We start from the raw sequence: 17,300 nt of genomic DNA, 5'->3' as shown, positions 1-17,300 counted from the left end.
CTTTTGCATGCAAATGGAATGGGCGGCACCATCCGCACCGTGTTCAACCTCGCCGGCTACCTCGCCAGAGAACACGACGTCGAGATCGTGAGCGTGGTCCGGGAACGCGAGGAGCCCTTCTTCCCCGTACCGCCCGGCGTGCGGATCCGCTACCTGGACGACCGGCTCCCGCGCCGCAAGGGGCTGCTGTCCCGCTTCCCCAGCAGGCTGATCCCGCAGGAGGAGGCCGCCCACCACTGGTTCACGCTGCGCACCGATCTCAAGCTCATCCGTTACATCCGGGGGCGGCGGCGCGGCGTGCTCATCGGGACCCGCCCCGGCCTGAACCTGATCATGTCGCTGGCCGCCCCTCCGGAGATCACCACGATCGCGCAGGAGCACGGCAATCTCGGCGGCCACGGCCCTGAGCTGCGCAAACAGATCGTCCGCCGGTACAGCCGGCTCGACGCGGTCGTCACCCTGACCCAGACCGACCTCCGGGCGTACGAGCGGGCGCTCAAGACACGGCCGCGGCTGCTCGCCCAGATGCCGAACGCGGTGACGAGGCTGACGGGCGACCGCTCCCCTCTCACCGCGAAGACCGTCATCGCGGTCGGCCGGCTCACCCACACCAAGGGCTACGACCTGCTGATCCGCGCGTGGGCGCACGTCGCGGCCCGCTACCCCGACTGGACGCTGCGCATCTTCGGCGACGGCCCGCGCCGCGAGAAACTCCAGGCGTCGATCGACAAGCGGGAGCTGACCGGGAAGGTGCTGCTCATGGGGTCGGTCCCCGACGTCGGCCCCGAGCTGGCCAAGGCGTCGATCTACGTGCTCAGCTCGCGCCGCGAGGGCCTGCCGATGGTCATCCTCGAGGCGATGAGCAAGGGCCTCCCGGTGGTGAGCTACGACTGCCCGACCGGCCCCGCCGAGCTCATCACCCACGAACACGACGGCTTACTCGTCAAACCCGAGAAGATCCACGCGATGGCCGACGCGATCTGCACCCTCATCGAGGACGAGGAGCTGCGCCGCACCTTCGGCGCCAACGCCCTGGAGAAGGCGGCCCGCTACGACCTGGACGTCATCGGCTCGCGCTGGGAGGAATTGCTGCACGGCCTGTGCCGCGAGGAAGCCGCGACACCGGCCGATCGGGACCCGGAGACGATCCCCGCAGGCGAGTAGGCCCCCACGCCGAAGCGGCGCGGACCCGGCGGGCCCGGTGAATCGTCGGCGACCGGCCGGGTAGAGGGGCGACGAGCAAGTGAAGGAGGCTCAGCACAGCGAGGGAGGCATGGTCGTTATGCGTACTTCCGCTCAGCCTCAACGAGACCGCTACGCCGACATCGTGCTCGTGGAGCGATCACCGTTGCGCCGGACCCTCGGCACAGCCGGCGCGGGCGTCTGCGCCGGCGCGGTGATCCAGTACCTCTGCGATCCCGACCGGGGCCGTACCCGCCGGGCGCGGGTGCGCGACAAGGCCGCGCACGCCACGCACAAGATGTACAAGGGCGTCGCCGTCCTCTCCAGCGATCTGCCGAAACGGGGGCGCGGCGCGGTCGCGGGCGCCCGGCATCGCCTGCGCGCGAGATCCGCCGTGGACGACCGGATCCTGTACGAACGCGTACGGGCGGAGCTCGGCCGCTACGTCTCGCATCCGCACGCGGTGGAGGTCCACGTGGACGGCGGCGTCGTGGCACTGACCGGGGACATCCTGAGCGCCGAGGAGCAGCGGGCCCGGCGCGCGGTGCGGCGGGTCCCGGGTGTCCGGCGGGTCGACCTCCGGTGGAGGACGCACGTCGAGGCCGGGGCCACGCCGGGGCTGCAGGGCCCGTCCCGGCCGAGGAGGCCGGTGCCCGAACTGCTGCAGCAGCGGTGGTCGCCGAGCGGGCGCCTGTTCGTCGCCTGCTGCACGGCCCTGGTGTGGGGACTGACCGGCAGGCTTCCGCGACCGCTCTCGTGGGCGGCGCGCACCGCCTGCACGATCCTCGCCCTGCGTGTGGTGACCAACCTGCCCCTACGGCGGATCACCGGGATCAGCTCGGGACGGCGCGCGATCGACCTGCAGGACGCGATCTCCATCGCGGCCTCCCCGGAGAACATCTGGCCGCTGGTGAGCGACTACCGGATCTACCAGGAGATCATGCCGGACGTCCTCGAGGTCCGCCTGCTGGGCGACGGCCGGTCCCACTGGGTGATCGCGGGCCCCGCCGGGACGTGCGTCCGCTTCGACGCCGTGGAGACCCGGCGCGAGGAGAACCGCGAGATCGCCTGGAAGACGCCCGACGGGCAGCTCTTCGCGCACGTGGGCGCGTTGCGGCTCACGCCCGAGGGCGAGGGCCGCACCCGCGTGCAGGTGCAGATGGCCTACAACCCGGCGGTCGGCGCGATCGGCCACGCCGTGGCCAAGCTGCTCGGCGTGGACCCGGTCCACAAGCTCCGGGAGGACCTGATGCGGCTGAAGACGGTCGCGGAAGGCGAGCAGGCGGCCGCCCGGCCGGCCGTCGCCCACGCCTGACGGGAGCTGCCGGCTCCGCTGTCCGGGCGGACTCGGCGCCTGGTGGCCGCTGGTGAGTGAGCCGGATCGCGCCCTCACCAGCGGGCCAGGGGTCGTGTTCTCCACGCCTCCTCCCGACGCATGGCGTTCCCATCGGAGGGCAGGGGGATCCGTGCTCCACGGCGTGGAGACAACAGCAGCGAGGGAGGAACGATGGGTCAGCCACAGCAGCCCGAGGCACGCCGCTCCGGTCGCGGGGGCGCCACGCAGGACGCGGCGGAGAGCAAGGCGCGGTCCGGGGTCGGAAGGGCGCGCAAGGGGCGGCCGCACGGCACGGACAAGGGCAAGAGGGGCGGCGGCAAGGGGGGCGGCGTTCCCCCCGAGAACCAGCCTCCGTACCCGGCCTGACCGTCCGGGTTCCCGGCTACGCGTCGGCGAGCAGCCGCCGCGCGAGGGCGCGCACCTCGTCGCGCAGCCCCTCCGGGCGGACAACGGTGAAACGCCAGCCGAGCCCGGCCAGCATCAGGGCCATCCCGTCCAGCCGCTCCACCCGCGCGATCATCCGCACTCCCCCGCCGTCGTCGGCCGTGTCGTCCGCCCGGGCGAGCCTGGCCACGGTCGGGGGGATGCGGCGGCGCGCCTCCTCCAGGCTCGTCGCCAGCACCACCTCGACCTCATGCTCGTACGGCACACCCGCCAGCGACTCCACGACGTGCGCCACCGGGTCGAACCCGGCCGGAGCGCGGAATCCCACCCCGGTGACCTCCGCCCGCGCCACCCGATCCACGCGGAAGGTCCGCACCTCCCCGCTGCGATGGTCGTGCCCGGTCACGTACCAGCGGCCGGAGTGGAAGACCAGCCCGTAGGGGTCGAGTTCCCGCTCGCTCTCGCTCCCCCGGAACGACCGGTAGGCGACCCGCACCCGCCGGCCGCGCCGCACCGCGTCGGCGAGCGCGAGCAGCGCCGTCGCGTCGGGGCGGGGCGCGTCCGCCGCGCGTGAGGTCACGTCCACCGTCTCCTCGATCGCCCGCACCCGCTCGCGCAGCGCCTCGGGCAGCACCCGTCGGATGTTCGCCAGCGCGCTCTCGGTCGCGGCCTCCCCCACCGACAGGCCGGTACGGCGTCCCGCCAACAGGCCGAGCACGACGGCCGCCGCCTCGTCGTCGCCGAACATCAGCGGCGGCAACCGGTATCCCGGGCGCAGCCGATAGCCGCCGTACCGCCCCCGCTCCGCCTCGACCGGGACGCCGAGGTCGCCGAGCCGTACGGCGTAGCGGCGGACCGTGCGCTCGTCCACCTCCAGCCGGGCGGCGAGCTGCGGCCCGGTCAGGCCGGGACGGTCCTGCAACAGTTCGAGGAGCGCCAAAATGCGATTCGCTGACATAACAGGACCGATTCTGCCCTGATTCGCCGATAGCGTCGCGCCATGACGACATACGTACTGGTCCCCGGTCTCTGGCTCGGCGCGTGGGCGTGGCAGGGCGTTACCTCCCACCTGCGCGAGGACGGCCACGCCGCCTATCCCGTGACGCTCACCGGCCTCGCCGACCGCTCACATCTCGCCGCTCCGGAGTTGACCCTCGACACGCACATCGACGACATCGTCAACCTGATCACGTACGAGGATCTGCGCGACGTGGTGCTCGTCGGGCACAGCCTCGGCGGCGCGGCGGTCACCGGCGCGGCCGACCGGGTGCCGGACCGGATCGCCCGGGTGGTCTACCTGGAGAGCGGTCCCGTGCCGGACGGGGTCGCCCCGATCGACATGGCCGGGCGCGAGTTCGCCGAGGCCAGGGTGCGGGACGGCTGGCGCTACCCCCTCCCGGCATGGGAGGACCTGGAGGCGTCCGGGGCGAGCCTCGCCGGGCTCGGACCCGCGGAGCGCGAGCTGATGCGCTCCCGCGCGACCGACCAGCCGCTCGGCACGATCACCGCACCGATCCGGCTCACCGGCGCGTTCGACCGGCTGCCCAAGACCCTGATCAGCTCGTCCTTCCCGCTCGCCCAGGTCAAGGCGCTGATCGCCGACGGGCATCCGCTCTTCGCCCCGCTCGCGGGGCCGGAGTGGGAGCTGCGCGAGCTGCCCACCGGCCACTGGCCGATGCTCTCCCGCCCGGCCGACACGGCGGCGCTGCTCGCCGAACTCACGCCCAGCCCCTGACCACCGGGGAGTCGCGTCACGGCCGCTCCGTACGCGCCCAGTGACATTTGTCCCGCCCAACCCGGGATGCTTCGATCTACGGTCGCGAGCCGCGCCTCCGTACCGTTTCGATCATGGAAATCGCAGCATCCCTAACGGACGTCACCAAGACGTTCGGCGTCACCCGGGCCGCGGACGGCCTGACGCTCTCCATCCCCCGGGGCCAGACCGTGGCGCTTCTCGGCCCCAACGGCGCGGGCAAGTCCACCGCCATCGGCATGCTCCTCGGGCTGCTCCCACCCGACTCGGGTACGGCGTCGCTCTTCGGCGGCGCCCCCGAGCGGGCCGTACGGCAGGGCAGGGTCGGCGCCATGCCGCAGGAGGGCGGCATCATCGCGAGAGTCACCGTGCGTGAACTGCTCACCTTCGTCTCCCGGACCTATCGCGAACCGCTCCCGCTCGACCGGATCCTCGCTCTCGCCCAGCTCACCGCGCTGGCCGACCGGCGGGTGGACCGGCTCTCCGGCGGCCAGGCGCAGCGGGTGAGGTTCGCGATGGCGATCGCGGGCGACCCCGAGCTGATCGTCCTCGACGAGCCGACCGCCGCCCTGGACGTCGAGGCCCGGCGGGAGCTGTGGGCGAGCATGCGCGGCTTCGCCGAGCGGGGCAGGACCATCCTGTTCTCCACGCACTACCTCGACGAGGCCGACGAGCAGGCCGACCGCGTCATCGTGATCAACCGCGGCCGGGTGGCGGCGGACGGCACCAGCACCGAGATCAAGCGCCTCGTGGCGGCCACGACCGTCCGCGTGACCGTCTCCGGCGAGGCCGCCTGGCTGGGCCGGCTCCCCGGCGTGACCGGGCTGGAGATCAACGGCGACCGCGCCACCCTGCGCAGCACCGACGCGGACGCCACCGTGGTCGCCCTCGCCCGGGCGGGAGCCGTGCGGGACATCGAGGTCACGCCGGCCGACCTGGAAGACGCGTTCGTCGCCCTCACCACCGCCGCGGCCCCCTCCGGCGCGGCTCTTCTCAAGGAGAACGCGTGATGTCCGGCTACATCCGCCTCGAACTCATCCGGTCTCTGCGGGACGGCGGCTACATCGTCTTCGGCGTGATCATGCCCGTCGTGATGTATCTGCTCTTCACCAACCTCGGGATCGCCCCCGGCGACAAGCACGACGCCGCGCTCTTCACGATGGTGAGCATGGCCGCGTACGGCGCGCTGGGCAGCGCGTTCAACAACGGGAGCGGCATCGCCGAGGACCGCGCGGCGGGCTGGCTGCGCCAGCTCCGGCTCACGCCGCTGACGCCCGCGCAGGTCGTCGCGGGCAAGGTGGTCACCGGGGTGCTGGGCGTCGTCCCGAGCATCGCCGCGGTCCTGCTGACCGGCGTCCTGGTCAACCACGTCACGCTCACCGCGGCCCAGTGGGCGCAGATCGTCGCGCTGCTCTGGGTCGGGACCGTGCCGTTCTCCCTGCTCGGGCTGGGCAACGGCTACCGTCTCAGCGGCCAGACCGCCGCCATGGCCAACCTGGCCACCATGCTGGGCCTGTCCATCGTCGGCGGCCTGTGGCTCCCCACCGCGAACTTCCCCGGCTGGCTGCGCGCGATCGCGGAGTGGACACCGTCGAACAGCTACGCCGCCCTCTCGTGGCACGCCGCCGCCGGCGAGCCGCCCGGCCTGCGCCAGACAGCCGTCCTGGTGGGCTGGCTGATCGTCTTCGGCCTCTACGCGATGTACGGTTACCGCCGTGCGGGCAAGACGGCCTAAAGAGCGAAAAACGATGACAAAGGTGGCATCGGGTGGCGAGCCCTGGCTGAACCCGCTCGGCGAGGGCGAACGCGGCCCGGACGCCAAGGGCATGATCTTCTGGGTCCTCCTGACCGGCGGTCCCGTCTGGGACATCACCCAGGGACGGTCGCACCCACTGTGGCTGGCCTGGACGGCGGCGGCCCTCAGCGGCGCGCTCTACCTGGTCACGATCCGCTTCGCCTTCGCCGACCGCCGCCGGGCGCTGCGCCTCTGGCTGCCCCTGCTCGCCCTCACCGTGTGCGCGAGCGCGGCCGGGTTCGGCGACAACTGGTTGTATCCGCTGGTCATGCTGGCGATCGCGCTCGGCGTGACCGTCAGAGGGCGGAAGATGCCGCCCCTGCTGTTCGCGCTCTGCGCGGTCTCCGCCGCCATCATGGGATGGCGGGACAGCGATCTCACCGCCATCCTGAGCCTCGTGTGGGGCGTCCTCTGCGCCGGCCTCGTCCCCGCGGTGATCATCCGCCTCTGGGAGGCCATCCGGGAGCTCCAGCGCACCCGGGAGGAGCTCGCCCGGGCGGCGGTGACCGAGGAGCGGCTGCGCTTCTCCCGCGACCTGCACGACCTCCTCGGGCACACCCTGTCGGTCGTCGTCGTCAAGGCCGAGGCCGTACGCCGGCTCGCGCCCAGGGACGTCGACGCGGCGGTGGAGCAGGCCGCCGACATCGAACGGATCGGGCGCCAGGCGCTCACCGAGGTCCGGGCCGCCGTCACCGGTTACCGGGGGCGCGGCCTGGCCGCCGAACTGGACTCCGCGCGCACGGCGCTCGCCGACGCGGGGATCGGCCTCACGATCCGGACGGCGTCCGTCGACCTCCCGCCCGAGGTGGACGCGCTGCTCGGCTGGGCCGTACGAGAAGGGATGACGAACGTGATCAGGCACAGCGGGGCGACCCGGTGCGAGATCGAACTGGAGCAGGGAACGGACGGCGGCATTGAGCTGCGGATCGGCGACGACGGCGGCGGCTCCCCCGACCCCGGCAGGGAACCGGGAGCCCGGCAGGGGAACGGCCTGGCGGGCCTGCGCGAGAGGGTGCGGGCCGCTGGCGGGCGGCTGTCCGCCGGCTCCGCACCGTCCGGCGGATTCCGGCTCCAGGTGATGTTGGACACATGATCAAAGTCCTGCTGGCCGAGGACCAGGGCATGATGCGCGGCGCGCTCGCCCTGCTGCTCGGCCTCGAAGACGACATCGAGGTCGTCGCCCAGGTGTCCGACGGCGACGACGTCGTACCCGCCGCGCTGCGCGCGCGGCCGGACGTCGCGCTCCTGGACATCGAGATGCCGGGCCGCAGCGGCCTCGACGCCGCCGCCGAGCTGCGCGACCGCCTCCCGCACTGCCGGGTGCTGATCCTCACGACGTTCGGACGCCCCGGCTACCTGCGGCGCGCGATGGAGGCCGGCGCGTACGGCTTCCTCGTGAAGGACGGGCCGGTCGAGGAGCTGGCCGCGGCGATCCGCCGGGTCCTCGCGGGCGAGCGGGTCATCGACCCGGCCCTCGCGGCCGCGGCGCTGAGCACCGGCCCGAGTCCCCTCACCGACCGGGAGCGCGACGTGCTCGCCGCCGCCGCGGACGGCTCCACGGTCGCGGACGTCGCCGCCCGCCTGCACCTGTCCGAGAGCACGGTACGCAACTACCTGTCCTCGGCGATCGGCAAGACCGGCACCCGCAACCGGATCGAGGCGGCCCGGCAGGCCCGGCACAACGGCTGGCTCTGAGGCTTCCCAGGGGGCGGCCCGGCGGGCGGGCGAGCGGAAGGGGCGCCCGCCGCGGGAGGGGGCCCGGGCCGGGCGCGGCGGAGCCGGCGGTCGAATGGCGCCGTCGCGCTCAGACTGCCCCGGCTCCGGGCAGCCCCAGGTCGGCGGCGCCCGCCGGGAACGCCGCCTCGAACGTCACCTTGGCCAGGTCCCGCTGCCCCTCGCCGTTCGGGTGGAAGTAGTCCCATCCGCTCACGTGCCGCAGCGTGTACGGGAAGGAGAACACCGCCCCGCCGTCGTAACGGCAGGCCGCGCCGTACGCCAGGCACGCCTTCTCCAGGCGGTCGTTGTAGGCGATGACCCGGGCGCGCACCCGTTGCCGGCGCAGCCGGTCCTTCAGCGCGGTCGACGTGGGATCGGCCAGCATGCTCTGGCAGACGTGCCCGATCGCCCAGAAGCCCCGCGCGAGCAGGCTCGTCCTGCCCAGCGACCACAGTCGCCGCAGGTCTGGGATGCTGCCGACGAAGACCCGCGCGCCGGTCGGCCGGAGCACGGCGAGGGCCTCCGCCACGCGCCGCCCGAAGACGTCCACGGGCGTCATCTCCTTCTCCGTGGCCGTGCAGGCGTCCTGCGCGCCGATCAGGACCGTGACGTAGCGCGCGCCCTGCGCGACCGCCGCGCGCGCCTGACCGGCGAGGTCGGCGCTGGTCGCGCCCGGGACGGCGAGATTGACGTTGTGACCGTCGATCTCCGGGACGAGCTTCCGCAGCCGCATGTAGTGGCTGTTCACGTCGGCGCTGTCCCCTGTGGACCACGAGCGCGACGGGCAGGTGACGTACCAGCCGCAGGCGTTGAACCCGGAGCTGATCGAGTCGCCCAGCGCCGCCATCACCATGGGGGCGGTCGGGGCGTGGGCCGCGCTCGGCGGCAGCAGGGCCGCGGCGGCGAGAATGGACGCGATCTTCATGCGGCCAAAGGTAGGAAGCGCCGCCGCGCGTGCTCCACCACCTCACAGGAAGCCGTGCCTTCTGTGACCAAGTTCCTATCACCGCTTGACAGGGGGCGGACCAGGGGGGCTCCTGTCGAACATGTTCAGATTCTGCGTAAAGTGGTGCAAGTGAGTGTCGCTCTCATCCGCCCCCTCGTGGTGCGCACGGTCCCCGTCGGCGATCCAGGAGATCTCGTCTCCTGCCTTCCCGACACCGCGCCGTACGCCTGGATCCGGCACGGGGAGGGACTCGTGGGCTGGGGCGAGGCCGCCCGCGCGACCGTGCCGCCGGGCCCGGACCGGTTCCGCTGGGCCCGCGACTGGATGTCGGCGCTCTTCGCGGACGCGCGCATCGACGACGACGTGGAGGTGCCCGGATCGGGGCCCGTCGCGTTCGGGTCGTTCACCTTCGAGGCCGACGCTCCCGGGTCGAGGCTCGTCGTCCCGCGCGTGGTGCTCGCCCGAAGGGGCGGCCGCGCCTGGCTCACCACGATCGGCGAGGACGATCACGACGCCGGCCACCGGCCCGGCCTCAGGACGCCGCCGACGCCGCCCGGCCGCATCCGGTACGGTGACGGCTCCCTCACGGCGCTCGAATGGCAGCACGCCGTGGCGCAGGCCGTGCGGCAGATCAACGACGGCCGGCTCGACAAGGTCGTCCTGGCCCGCGACCTGACCGCCGTCGCCGAGAACGACATCGACGTCCGCTTCCTGCTGTCCCGGCTGTCCACCCGCTATCCCGAGTGCTACACGTTCTCGGTCGACGGCTTCACCGGCGCCACCCCCGAGCTGCTGGTACGCCACCGGGGCAACGCCATCGAGTCACTCGTCCTCGCGGGCACCACCCCGCGCGGCGAGGACGAGGCGGACGACCTGGCCCGCGGCGCGGCCCTGTTCGCCTCCTCCAAGGACCGGTACGAGCACGTGTGCGCGGTCAGCTCGGTCCGGGAGGCGCTCGCCCCGCTGTGCTCGGCGCTCGACGTGCCCGACGAGCCCGAGCTGCTCGTGCTCCCCAACGTGCAGCACCTGGCCAGCCGGGTGACCGGCCGGCTGTCGGACGGCGCGTCCGTGCTCGACGTGGTCGCGGCGATGCACCCGACCGCGGCGGTCGGCGGCACTCCCACCGGCACCGCCCTCGAAGTCATCCGCGAGCTGGAGGGCATGGACCGGGCGGGCTACGCCGGGCCGGTCGGCTGGATCGACGCCAGGGGCGACGGCGAGTGGGGCATCGCCCTGCGCTGCGGGCAGATCACGGGCAACAGCGCCCGGCTGTTCGCCGGGTGCGGCATCATGGGCGACTCCGACCCGGTCGCCGAGCTGGCCGAGGCCCAGGCGAAGTTCCGCGTCATGCGCTACGCCCTGGAGAGCTGACCGCCGCGTCCTCCCTGAGGTGGACCCCCTCCCCCGGGAGGGCGATGGCGCGGCCCGCCGTCACGCCCGCGAGCCAGCCGGCGAAGCCGTCCAGCGCGTCGTCTGCGACCGCCACCTCGAAGGTCACATCCGCCCCGTAGTCCACCGCCCGCACCGGGTACGGCGAGACGCGCAGGTCGTTCTCCAGCCGCCCGGCGTGCGCGTGGTCGATCACCACCGACATGATCGTCGCCGGCACCATGCGCACGCTCACCGCCCGGTCGAGCGTCTCGCCCACCGCGCCGCCGTACGCCCTGACCAGGCCGCCCGCGCCCAGCAGGACACCGCCGAAAAACCGCGTGACCACGGCCACGACGTCGGCGAAGCCGCGCCGGTTCAGCACCTCCAGCATCGGGGTCCCGGCCGTGCCGCCCGGCTCCCCGTCGTCGTCGGCCTTCTGCACCCGGTCCCCCAGTACGTACGCCGTGCAGTTGTGGGTGGCGTCGCCGTACAACCTCCTGCGCTCGGCGATGAACGCCCTGGCCTCCGCCTCCGTACCGACCGGGGCGAGCGCGCAGATGAACCGCGAGCGGCGGACCTCGGTTTCGTGTTCCAGGGGGTCGGTGATCGTGAGATAGGAGGGCACGAGGCCAGCCTAGTCAGTCCGGCTCGCGACCGGCCCAGCGCCTTTACGTTGTAGATTCGTTCCGCCCCCACCATGACTCCAGTCATATGTTTGAAACGAGCGTTTGCCACGCTGGTAGGATCCCCGCATGGGAGTCCCCGAGGATCTGCTGGCCGCGACCAAACAGTGCCTGGCCGAGCGTGGCTACGCGCGCACGACGGTGCGTGACATCGTCGCCGTCTCCGGCAGCAACCTCGCCGCGATCAACTACCACTTCCGCTCCAAGGACGCTCTCCTCACCCAGGCGATGATCGAGACGACCGGAGAGGCGATCGAGGAGATCCTCAAGGCCCTCCCCGACGATTCCCGGGAGTGGTTCACGGCGTTCTGGAGCGAGCTGATCGACTCCTTCCAGACCAACCCGGCGCTGTGGCGAGCCAACGTGGACACGCTGGCGCAGGCGGCCCACCTTCCCGAGGTGCGGGCCCGGTTGGCCGAAGGGCAGTCACGTGCCCAGCACGAGCTGGGCAAGCGACTGCCGCAGGAGGACAAAGAAGGGAGTCAGGTGTTGTTGACTCTGCTCATCGGCCTGCTGGTGCGGTGGAGCATCGATCCGGACAACGCCCCGACCCCCCAGGACCTTGCCCGCGGCATCCGGGCGGTCGCCGAGGCGGCCACCGCCTGAGGCGGGTCACCGCATCGCGTGCTGACCACTACGCCGTTCCGGCTGGTCGGCACGCCGTACGGACCGCAGCAGGATCGGCGCCAGCACCGCCATCAGGTACAGGCCCGCGGCTGCCGTGATCATGGCGTAGTGCTGGCCCTGGGTGAAGGCGTCACGGGCCGCGGCGGCCAGGGCGTCACCTGCGGGTCGCGGCAGGCGACCCGCCACGTCCAAGGCGGCGCCGAGGGTGTCGAGTGCCGGTGCGGGGGCGCCGGCGCCGGCGAGGTGGTCGCGGTAGACGGCGGCGCCGATGCTGCCCAGCAGACAGATGCCGAGCGCGCCGCCGAACTCGGTGGCCACCTGCGACAGCCCGGCCACCGAACCCGCCCGCTCCGGCGGCGCGGCTGCGATGATCAGGTCGGAGGAGACTGTCAGGGCGAGCGCGATGCCCCCGGCCATCAGCATGATCCCGACGATCAGCGGCACGGCCTGACCGCCGGCGTCCAGCCTGGCCAGCAGTGCGAACCCGCTGGCGCCGATGAGCAGCCCGGCGCCGACCACCAGCCCCGGACGGACCTTCCGTACCAGAACGGGGGCCAGCGCCGCGGTGAGCGTGGCCATGCCGGCCGAGGGCAGGGCGTACAGGCCGGCGACGAACGGCCGGGCGCCCATGACCATCTGCAGGTACTGGGTGGTGAAGAGACTGGAGCCGACCATGGCGAAGACGCCGAGGGTGTTGGCGCCGATGGCGGCGCTGAACGCGCGGCTGCCGAACAACCGCACGTCCAGCATCGGCTCGGGCAGCACGCGCTGGCGGCGCACGAACGCGACCCCCAGCGCCAGGCCGGCCGCGATTGCCAGCACCGGCAGCGGGCCGAAGCCGTCCTCGGCGAGGTGCTGCACGCCGTAGATGGCCGGCAGGATCGCCGCCAGCGACAGCGCCACGCTGAGCACGTCGAACCGGCCCGGACGCGGATCACGCGACTCCGGCAGCAGCAGCGGGGCCAGGACCAGCAGCAGCGCCATCACCGGCAGGTTGACCAGGAACACCGAACCCCACCAGAAATGCTCCAGCAGCGCGCCGCCCATCAGCGGCCCCAGCATGGCGCCGCCGGCGAAGGCCGCGGTCCAGATGGAGATGGCGACGCGGCGCTGGCCGTCGTCGTGGAACATGTTGCGAATCAGCGAGAGCGTCGAGGGCATCAGCGTGGCACCACCGATGCCGAGCAGGGCCCGGGTGGCGATGAGTGTGCCGGCGTCGGCCGAGAAGGCGGCGATCGCGGAGGCGGCGCCGAACGCGGCCGCCCCGGCCATCAGCAGCCGGCGCCGTCCGATCCTGTCGCCCAGAGTGCCCATCGGCAGCAGGAGCCCGGCCAGGATGAACGGGTAGATGTCGATGATCCACAGCAGCTGGGAACTGCTCGGCGCCAGACTGGCGCTGATGAACGGCAGCGCGTACGACAGCACGTGCAGATCCACGGAGATCAGCAAGACCGGCAGGACGAGTACGGCGAGTCCGATCCACTGCTTGCGTCCGGCTTTCATGAGCGGCCTTTCTTCCTGAGGGGGGCGCCCGCGTGGTGCAGGTGCCGCAGGCCCTCCACGTGCGAGGTCACGAAACCGACTTCGTGGTACGGCAGGCGCAGCTGCCGGCAGTAGGCCCGCACGATCGGCCGCGCCCGGCGGAGGTTGGGGGTGGGCATGTTGGGGAACAGGTGGTGTTCGATCTGGTAATTGAGACCGCCCATCGCGATGTCGACGAACCGGCCGCCACGCACGTTGCGGGTGGTCAGCACCTGCCGGCGCAGGAAGTCGAGCGTGGCCTCCCCGGTGAGCGTCGGCATGCCCTTGTGGCCGGGCGCGAAGACGCAGCCCATGTAGAGGCCGAACAGGCCTTGGTGCACGGCGGCGAAGGCCAGCGCCTTGCCGGGTGACAGGGTCCAGGCCAGCACGCCCAGGTAGAGGGCGAAGTGGGCGAGCAGCAGCGCGCCTTCCAGGAAGCGGTGCTTCATCCAGGGCTGTCGCAGCGCGCGCACGCCGGCGACATGCAGGTTGAGCCCTTCCAGCAGGAGCAGCGGATAGAACAGGTACGCCTGCCGGCCGCCGATGAGCCGGGCCGGCCCGCTGCTGTCGCGCGCCTGCTCCTGTGACCACACCAGGATGTCGGGCACGACGTCCGGATCGAGGTCCTCGTGGTTGGGGTTGGCGTGGTGGCGGGTGTGCTTGTTCATCCACCAGCCGTAGCCGAGGCCGATGCCGAGGTTGCCCGCGAGCCGTCCGAGGATCTCGCTCGGCTGCCTGAGGGGGAAGATCTGCCGATGTGCCAGATCGTGCAGTACGAGGGCGACCTGGGCGAAGACGATCGCGAAGTAGGCGGCGAGCGGCACCTGAAGCCAGGAGTCGCCGAGCCAGAAGAACGCCGCCAGACCCGCGAGGTAGAGACCCGCGACCACGCTGAGCCGTGTCAGGTAGTAACGCGGGCGCCGGTCGAGTAGTCCGGCCTGCCGGACACGTCTGGACAGACGGCTGAAGTCGCTCGCGGCCGTGGCCGTTGCGGTTGCTTGCGTCATGCCGCCGACCATACACATGTTTTAATCAATCGTACAAAACAAATGTTTGTGACGAGTGTTTGGATAGGGTGGCGGCATGGAAGAGGGTGAAGGCATGGAAGAGCGAGACACGCTGATCGACGGTGCCAAGCGCCACGTGCGGGAGCGCGGCTACGCGCGCACCACGGCGCGCGACATCGCCAGGGCGGCGGACGGGCCCGCCCTGCTACGCATGATCGAAACGGGGACGATCCGCCACCGCCTGGTCGTGATCGACGCCGACGGGCGGCGGCGCGACGAACCTCGCTCCCCCGCCCGACGACGAGCTATGCCACGACGAGCTATCCGATGACCAGCTCCGCCGGACGGCCGAGCAGCGCGGCGATCCGCTCCGCCGCGGCCTGGAGCGGCGTCTCCGGCACCGGCTCGGCGAGCTCGACGGCGAGCCGCCCGTCCTTGGCCTCCCAGACCCCGGCCACTCTCCCCCGGTGCACCACGACCGGCGAGATCCACCCCGCCGCGCGACTCACCTTGGGCCGGACGGCCGCCGGCAGCAGCGCCTCCAGATCGCGGGGAGCCCCCAGCACGTACTGATCGAACCCGGGCAGCAGGTGCACGCCCTCGGACGGCCGGGCCGCGGCGAGCGCGTCCACGTGCTCGGCGAGCGCCGTCATCGGCGCTCCGTCGACCTCGACCTCGGCGAGCTCGGGGCCGAGGTCACGGAACCAGCCGCGCAGCGCCGCCTTGCGCACCGCGCTCCGCATCAGCCAGGTGTCGAACATCTCCGGCGTGGCCGGTCCGTGCGCGCCCAGGAACGCGCGCAGCAGCGCCCGGCCGCCCTCCTCCGTGGACGGCAGCGCCCCCGGCCAGCCGGCCAGCCGGTCCGCGGGCCGGGCGAAGGTCACCCGCCCGTCCCGGGGCGGGCCGTAACACAGCTCCCCCAGGAAGCTCAGCGGCTTGAGCAGCGCGCCCCAGCCGGAGGTGAGCGCCTGCCGCAGATGGGCGACTCCGCTCACCTCGATCACCGCCTCGACCAGCTCCTCCCGGGTGAGACAGCGCCCCTTCAGCGCCTCGGGAACCGCGCCGATGATCGCCTCGACGTCGGCGGCGGTGACCCCGTGCCCCCGCTGCCAGGCCCCCCTCTCCCAGAACCGCAGGGCGCCGAGCGCCGCGCAGTACACGGGCAGCTCGTCCGCGGGGGCCAGATGCAGGGTGCCGCGCATCAGCCAGGTCTTGACGAGCGCGCGCTCCTCCCACAGCGCCTCGTCCACCGCGCCGGGCCGGGGGTCGGCGGAGCGCACCGCCATCGCCAGTTCGGCCGAGGAGGCCACCTGTGCCTGCACCCCGCACAACCTGCGGGCGATCATCACGGGTCCGGATCCGGCGGCGGGCTCGACGAGCTGGCGCTCCAGCCGCCAGGCGAGCACCTGGGCCCAGGTCAGTCGAACGGTCACCCGAGTAGTTCTACACCCCACCACTGAGAAACCCGCGCCACGCATGATCGTCCCAGACCGGCGGGAACGGCACACCCGGCGGGGCCACCCGGGGCCGCCCGTCGACGCGCACTACTTCGTCAGGACATTATGACGTCCGCTAATCTCGACGTGTGACTTCCGAGCGTCTGGACATCGACCTGGACCGGTCGAGCCCCGTCCCCCTGTATTTTCAGGTCGCCGAGCAGATCTCGGAAGCGATCCGCCGCGGCGTCCTCGCCCCCGGGTCCCGGCTCGACAACGAGATCCAGCTCGCGGACCGGCTCGGACTCTCCCGCCCCACCATCCGGCAGGCGATCCAGTACCTCGTGGACAAGGGCCTGCTCGTCCGCAAGCGCGGCGTCGGCACCCAGGTGGTCCACGGCCAGGTCAAGCGATCGGTCGAGCTGACCAGCCTGTACGACGACCTGCGGCGCTCCGGCAAGGAGCCGGCCACCCAGGTGCTCGCGATCGAGACCGCGCCCGCCGACGAGAACGTGGCGACCGTCCTCGCGGTCCCCGAGGGCACCGAGGTGCTCCGGATCGAACGGCTCCGCTACGCGGGAGGTGAGCCGCTCGCCCTGCTCAGCAACTGGCTGCCGATCGGCATCGCCGACCTGTCCGCCACGTCCCTGCAGGAGCGCGGCCTGTACGAGCTGCTGCGCGCCGCCGGGGTCAGGATGCGGGTGGCGAACCAGCGGATCGGCGCCCGGGCGGCCAGCCCCGCCGAGGCGCGGCTGCTGGACGAGCGGCGCGGCGCGCCCCTGCTGACCATGGTCCGCACGACGTACGACGACCAGGGGCGGGCCGTCGAACACGGCTCCCACCTCTACCGGGCCTCGCACTACTCCCTGGAGGTCACGCTCATCGAGCGCTGACCGACTCCGGCTCGTCCTCGTCCGCCCGGACCTTCCGCTTGAGCCACACCGTGGTGCCCAGGCCGAAGAGCAGAGCGGCCACGAGGCCGATCCAGGAGAAGCCCTTCAGCCACTTGTCGGCCACGACGCCGAGGTAGTAGATGGCGGTCGTCGTGCCGCCCGCCCACACGATGCCGCCGAGCACGTTCGCGATCAGGAACCGCCAGTACGGCATCCGCAGCGCACCCGCGAGCGGCCCGGCGAGGATCCGCAGCAGGGCCACGAAGCGGCCGAAGAAGACCGCCCACATGCCCCAGCGGTCGAAGAGCCGCTCGGCCTTGGCGATGTGGGGCGGTCCGAAGTGTTTGGGGAACCTGCGGCCGAGCCGGTCGAACAGCGGCCGGCCGCCCTTCCACCCGATGTAGTAGCCGATCGAGTCGCCGACGATCGCGCCGGCGCTGGCGCAGATGCCCACCACCACGGGGCTGACCACGCCCTTGGACGACAGCAGCGCCGCGCTGACCAGGACGATCTCGCCCGGAAGCGGGATGCCCAGGCTCTCCAGCCCGATGATCGCGCCGACGAGGATGTAGACCCAGACGGCTGGAATCGTCTGCAGCCACTCCTCGATGTGCATGTCACTCCTCAGGATCGGGGCGGGGTAGGCACGG

Annotated in this window: 19 protein-coding genes; 12 read left to right on the top strand and 7 right to left on the bottom strand. The window is 72.4% G+C overall.

The genetic code is table 11. The annotated features are described in order from the left end of the window. Positions 1-18 precede the first annotated feature (18 nt). From AWQ71_RS16010 to AWQ71_RS40235, 3 genes are all read left to right on the top strand, one after another. The gene (locus tag AWQ71_RS16010; RefSeq protein ID WP_067133642.1) at positions 19-1,164 is read left to right on the top strand and encodes a glycosyltransferase family 4 protein; all 1,146 of its coding nucleotides are present in this window, start codon (positions 19-21) and stop codon (positions 1,162-1,164) included. Between the two features lie 118 nt (positions 1,165-1,282). After that, positions 1,283-2,497 carry an SRPBCC family protein gene (locus AWQ71_RS16005; protein ID WP_169806575.1) on the top strand — a complete coding sequence of 405 codons (1,215 nt, stop codon included), beginning with the start codon at positions 1,283-1,285 and terminating at the stop codon, positions 2,495-2,497. 192 nt (positions 2,498-2,689) lie between these two features. After that, on the top strand, positions 2,690-2,884 hold the full coding sequence (locus AWQ71_RS40235) for a hypothetical protein (protein WP_084258929.1): 195 nt from the start codon (positions 2,690-2,692) through the stop codon (positions 2,882-2,884). A 16-nt stretch (positions 2,885-2,900) separates the two neighbouring features. Here AWQ71_RS40235 and AWQ71_RS16000 read toward each other — a convergent pair whose 3' ends face one another. Further along, complete coding sequence (locus AWQ71_RS16000) at positions 2,901-3,860, bottom strand: helix-turn-helix transcriptional regulator (RefSeq protein ID WP_067133636.1); 960 nt, start codon at positions 3,858-3,860, stop codon at positions 2,901-2,903. Positions 3,861-3,902: 42 nt separating this feature from the next. On the opposite strand from AWQ71_RS16000, the gene AWQ71_RS15995 reads away from it, so the two are divergent. From AWQ71_RS15995 to AWQ71_RS15975, 5 genes are all read left to right on the top strand, one after another. Beyond that, complete coding sequence (locus AWQ71_RS15995) at positions 3,903-4,637, top strand: alpha/beta fold hydrolase (RefSeq protein WP_067133633.1); 735 nt, start codon at positions 3,903-3,905, stop codon at positions 4,635-4,637. Between the two features lie 113 nt (positions 4,638-4,750). Further along, on the top strand, positions 4,751-5,665 hold the full coding sequence (locus AWQ71_RS15990) for an ABC transporter ATP-binding protein (protein WP_067133630.1): 915 nt from the start codon (positions 4,751-4,753) through the stop codon (positions 5,663-5,665). Then, on the top strand, positions 5,665-6,390 hold the full coding sequence (locus AWQ71_RS15985) for an ABC transporter permease (RefSeq protein WP_067133628.1): 726 nt from the start codon (positions 5,665-5,667) through the stop codon (positions 6,388-6,390). The genes AWQ71_RS15990 and AWQ71_RS15985 overlap by 1 nt, the downstream gene beginning before the upstream one ends. A gap of 13 nt (positions 6,391-6,403) precedes the next feature. After that, entirely contained in the window at positions 6,404-7,543 is a 1,140-nt protein-coding gene (locus AWQ71_RS15980; RefSeq protein WP_067133625.1) for a sensor histidine kinase, read from the top strand. Further along, complete coding sequence (locus AWQ71_RS15975; RefSeq protein ID WP_067133622.1) at positions 7,540-8,145, top strand: response regulator transcription factor; 606 nt, start codon at positions 7,540-7,542, stop codon at positions 8,143-8,145. Before AWQ71_RS15980 ends, AWQ71_RS15975 begins: the two co-directional genes overlap by 4 nt. 109 nt (positions 8,146-8,254) lie before the next feature. Here the strand turns inward: AWQ71_RS15975 and AWQ71_RS15970 are convergent, their stop codons facing one another. Further along, positions 8,255-9,091 carry an SGNH/GDSL hydrolase family protein gene (locus tag AWQ71_RS15970; protein ID WP_067133619.1) on the bottom strand — a complete coding sequence of 279 codons (837 nt, stop codon included), beginning with the start codon at positions 9,089-9,091 and terminating at the stop codon, positions 8,255-8,257. A 144-nt stretch (positions 9,092-9,235) separates the two neighbouring features. Here AWQ71_RS15970 and AWQ71_RS15965 point away from each other — a divergent pair, with 144 nt between their 5' ends. Continuing rightward, positions 9,236-10,483: an isochorismate synthase gene (locus AWQ71_RS15965; RefSeq protein ID WP_174550715.1), complete on the top strand. Its 1,248-nt coding sequence runs from the start codon at positions 9,236-9,238 to the stop codon at positions 10,481-10,483. On the opposite strand, the gene AWQ71_RS15960 is transcribed toward AWQ71_RS15965, so the two are convergent. Next, a complete protein-coding gene (locus AWQ71_RS15960; protein ID WP_067133613.1) occupies positions 10,458-11,108 on the bottom strand; it encodes an IMPACT family protein in 651 nt (216 codons plus the stop codon). The two genes, AWQ71_RS15965 and AWQ71_RS15960, sit on opposite strands and share 26 nt — an antisense overlap. 127 nt (positions 11,109-11,235) lie before the next feature. Here AWQ71_RS15960 and AWQ71_RS15955 point away from each other — a divergent pair, with 127 nt between their 5' ends. Next, positions 11,236-11,772 (top strand): TetR/AcrR family transcriptional regulator, encoded by a 537-nt coding sequence (locus tag AWQ71_RS15955; RefSeq protein ID WP_067133610.1) that lies wholly within the window; start codon positions 11,236-11,238, stop codon positions 11,770-11,772. A gap of 6 nt (positions 11,773-11,778) precedes the next feature. Here the strand turns inward: AWQ71_RS15955 and AWQ71_RS15950 are convergent, their stop codons facing one another. Both AWQ71_RS15950 and AWQ71_RS15945 read right to left on the bottom strand, forming a co-directional pair. Further along, a complete protein-coding gene (locus AWQ71_RS15950; RefSeq protein WP_067133606.1) occupies positions 11,779-13,296 on the bottom strand; it encodes an MFS transporter in 1,518 nt (505 codons plus the stop codon). After that, entirely contained in the window at positions 13,293-14,321 is a 1,029-nt protein-coding gene (locus tag AWQ71_RS15945; protein ID WP_067133880.1) for a fatty acid desaturase family protein, read from the bottom strand. The genes AWQ71_RS15950 and AWQ71_RS15945 overlap by 4 nt, the downstream gene beginning before the upstream one ends. Positions 14,322-14,415: 94 nt before the next feature. Here AWQ71_RS15945 and AWQ71_RS44645 point away from each other — a divergent pair, with 94 nt between their 5' ends. Next, entirely contained in the window at positions 14,416-14,652 is a 237-nt protein-coding gene (locus AWQ71_RS44645; RefSeq protein WP_157570375.1) for a TetR family transcriptional regulator, read from the top strand. On the opposite strand, the gene AWQ71_RS15940 is transcribed toward AWQ71_RS44645, so the two are convergent. Next, a complete protein-coding gene (locus AWQ71_RS15940; RefSeq protein ID WP_084258927.1) occupies positions 14,642-15,754 on the bottom strand; it encodes a winged helix DNA-binding domain-containing protein in 1,113 nt (370 codons plus the stop codon). The genes AWQ71_RS44645 and AWQ71_RS15940 overlap by 11 nt on opposite strands. 152 nt (positions 15,755-15,906) lie before the next feature. Here AWQ71_RS15940 and AWQ71_RS15935 point away from each other — a divergent pair, with 152 nt between their 5' ends. After that, positions 15,907-16,650 carry a GntR family transcriptional regulator gene (locus tag AWQ71_RS15935; protein ID WP_067133600.1) on the top strand — a complete coding sequence of 248 codons (744 nt, stop codon included), beginning with the start codon at positions 15,907-15,909 and terminating at the stop codon, positions 16,648-16,650. Here the strand turns inward: AWQ71_RS15935 and AWQ71_RS15930 are convergent. Then, positions 16,637-17,266 carry a DedA family protein gene (locus AWQ71_RS15930; protein WP_067133877.1) on the bottom strand — a complete coding sequence of 210 codons (630 nt, stop codon included), beginning with the start codon at positions 17,264-17,266 and terminating at the stop codon, positions 16,637-16,639. The genes AWQ71_RS15935 and AWQ71_RS15930 overlap by 14 nt on opposite strands. Positions 17,267-17,300 lie beyond the last annotated feature (34 nt).

Source organism: Microtetraspora malaysiensis (genome assembly GCF_001528665.1).
In the GTDB taxonomy this organism is placed as follows: Bacteria; Actinomycetota; Actinomycetes; order Streptosporangiales; family Streptosporangiaceae; genus Microtetraspora_A; species Microtetraspora_A malaysiensis.
This window is presented reverse-complemented; position numbering and strand designations above follow the sequence as displayed.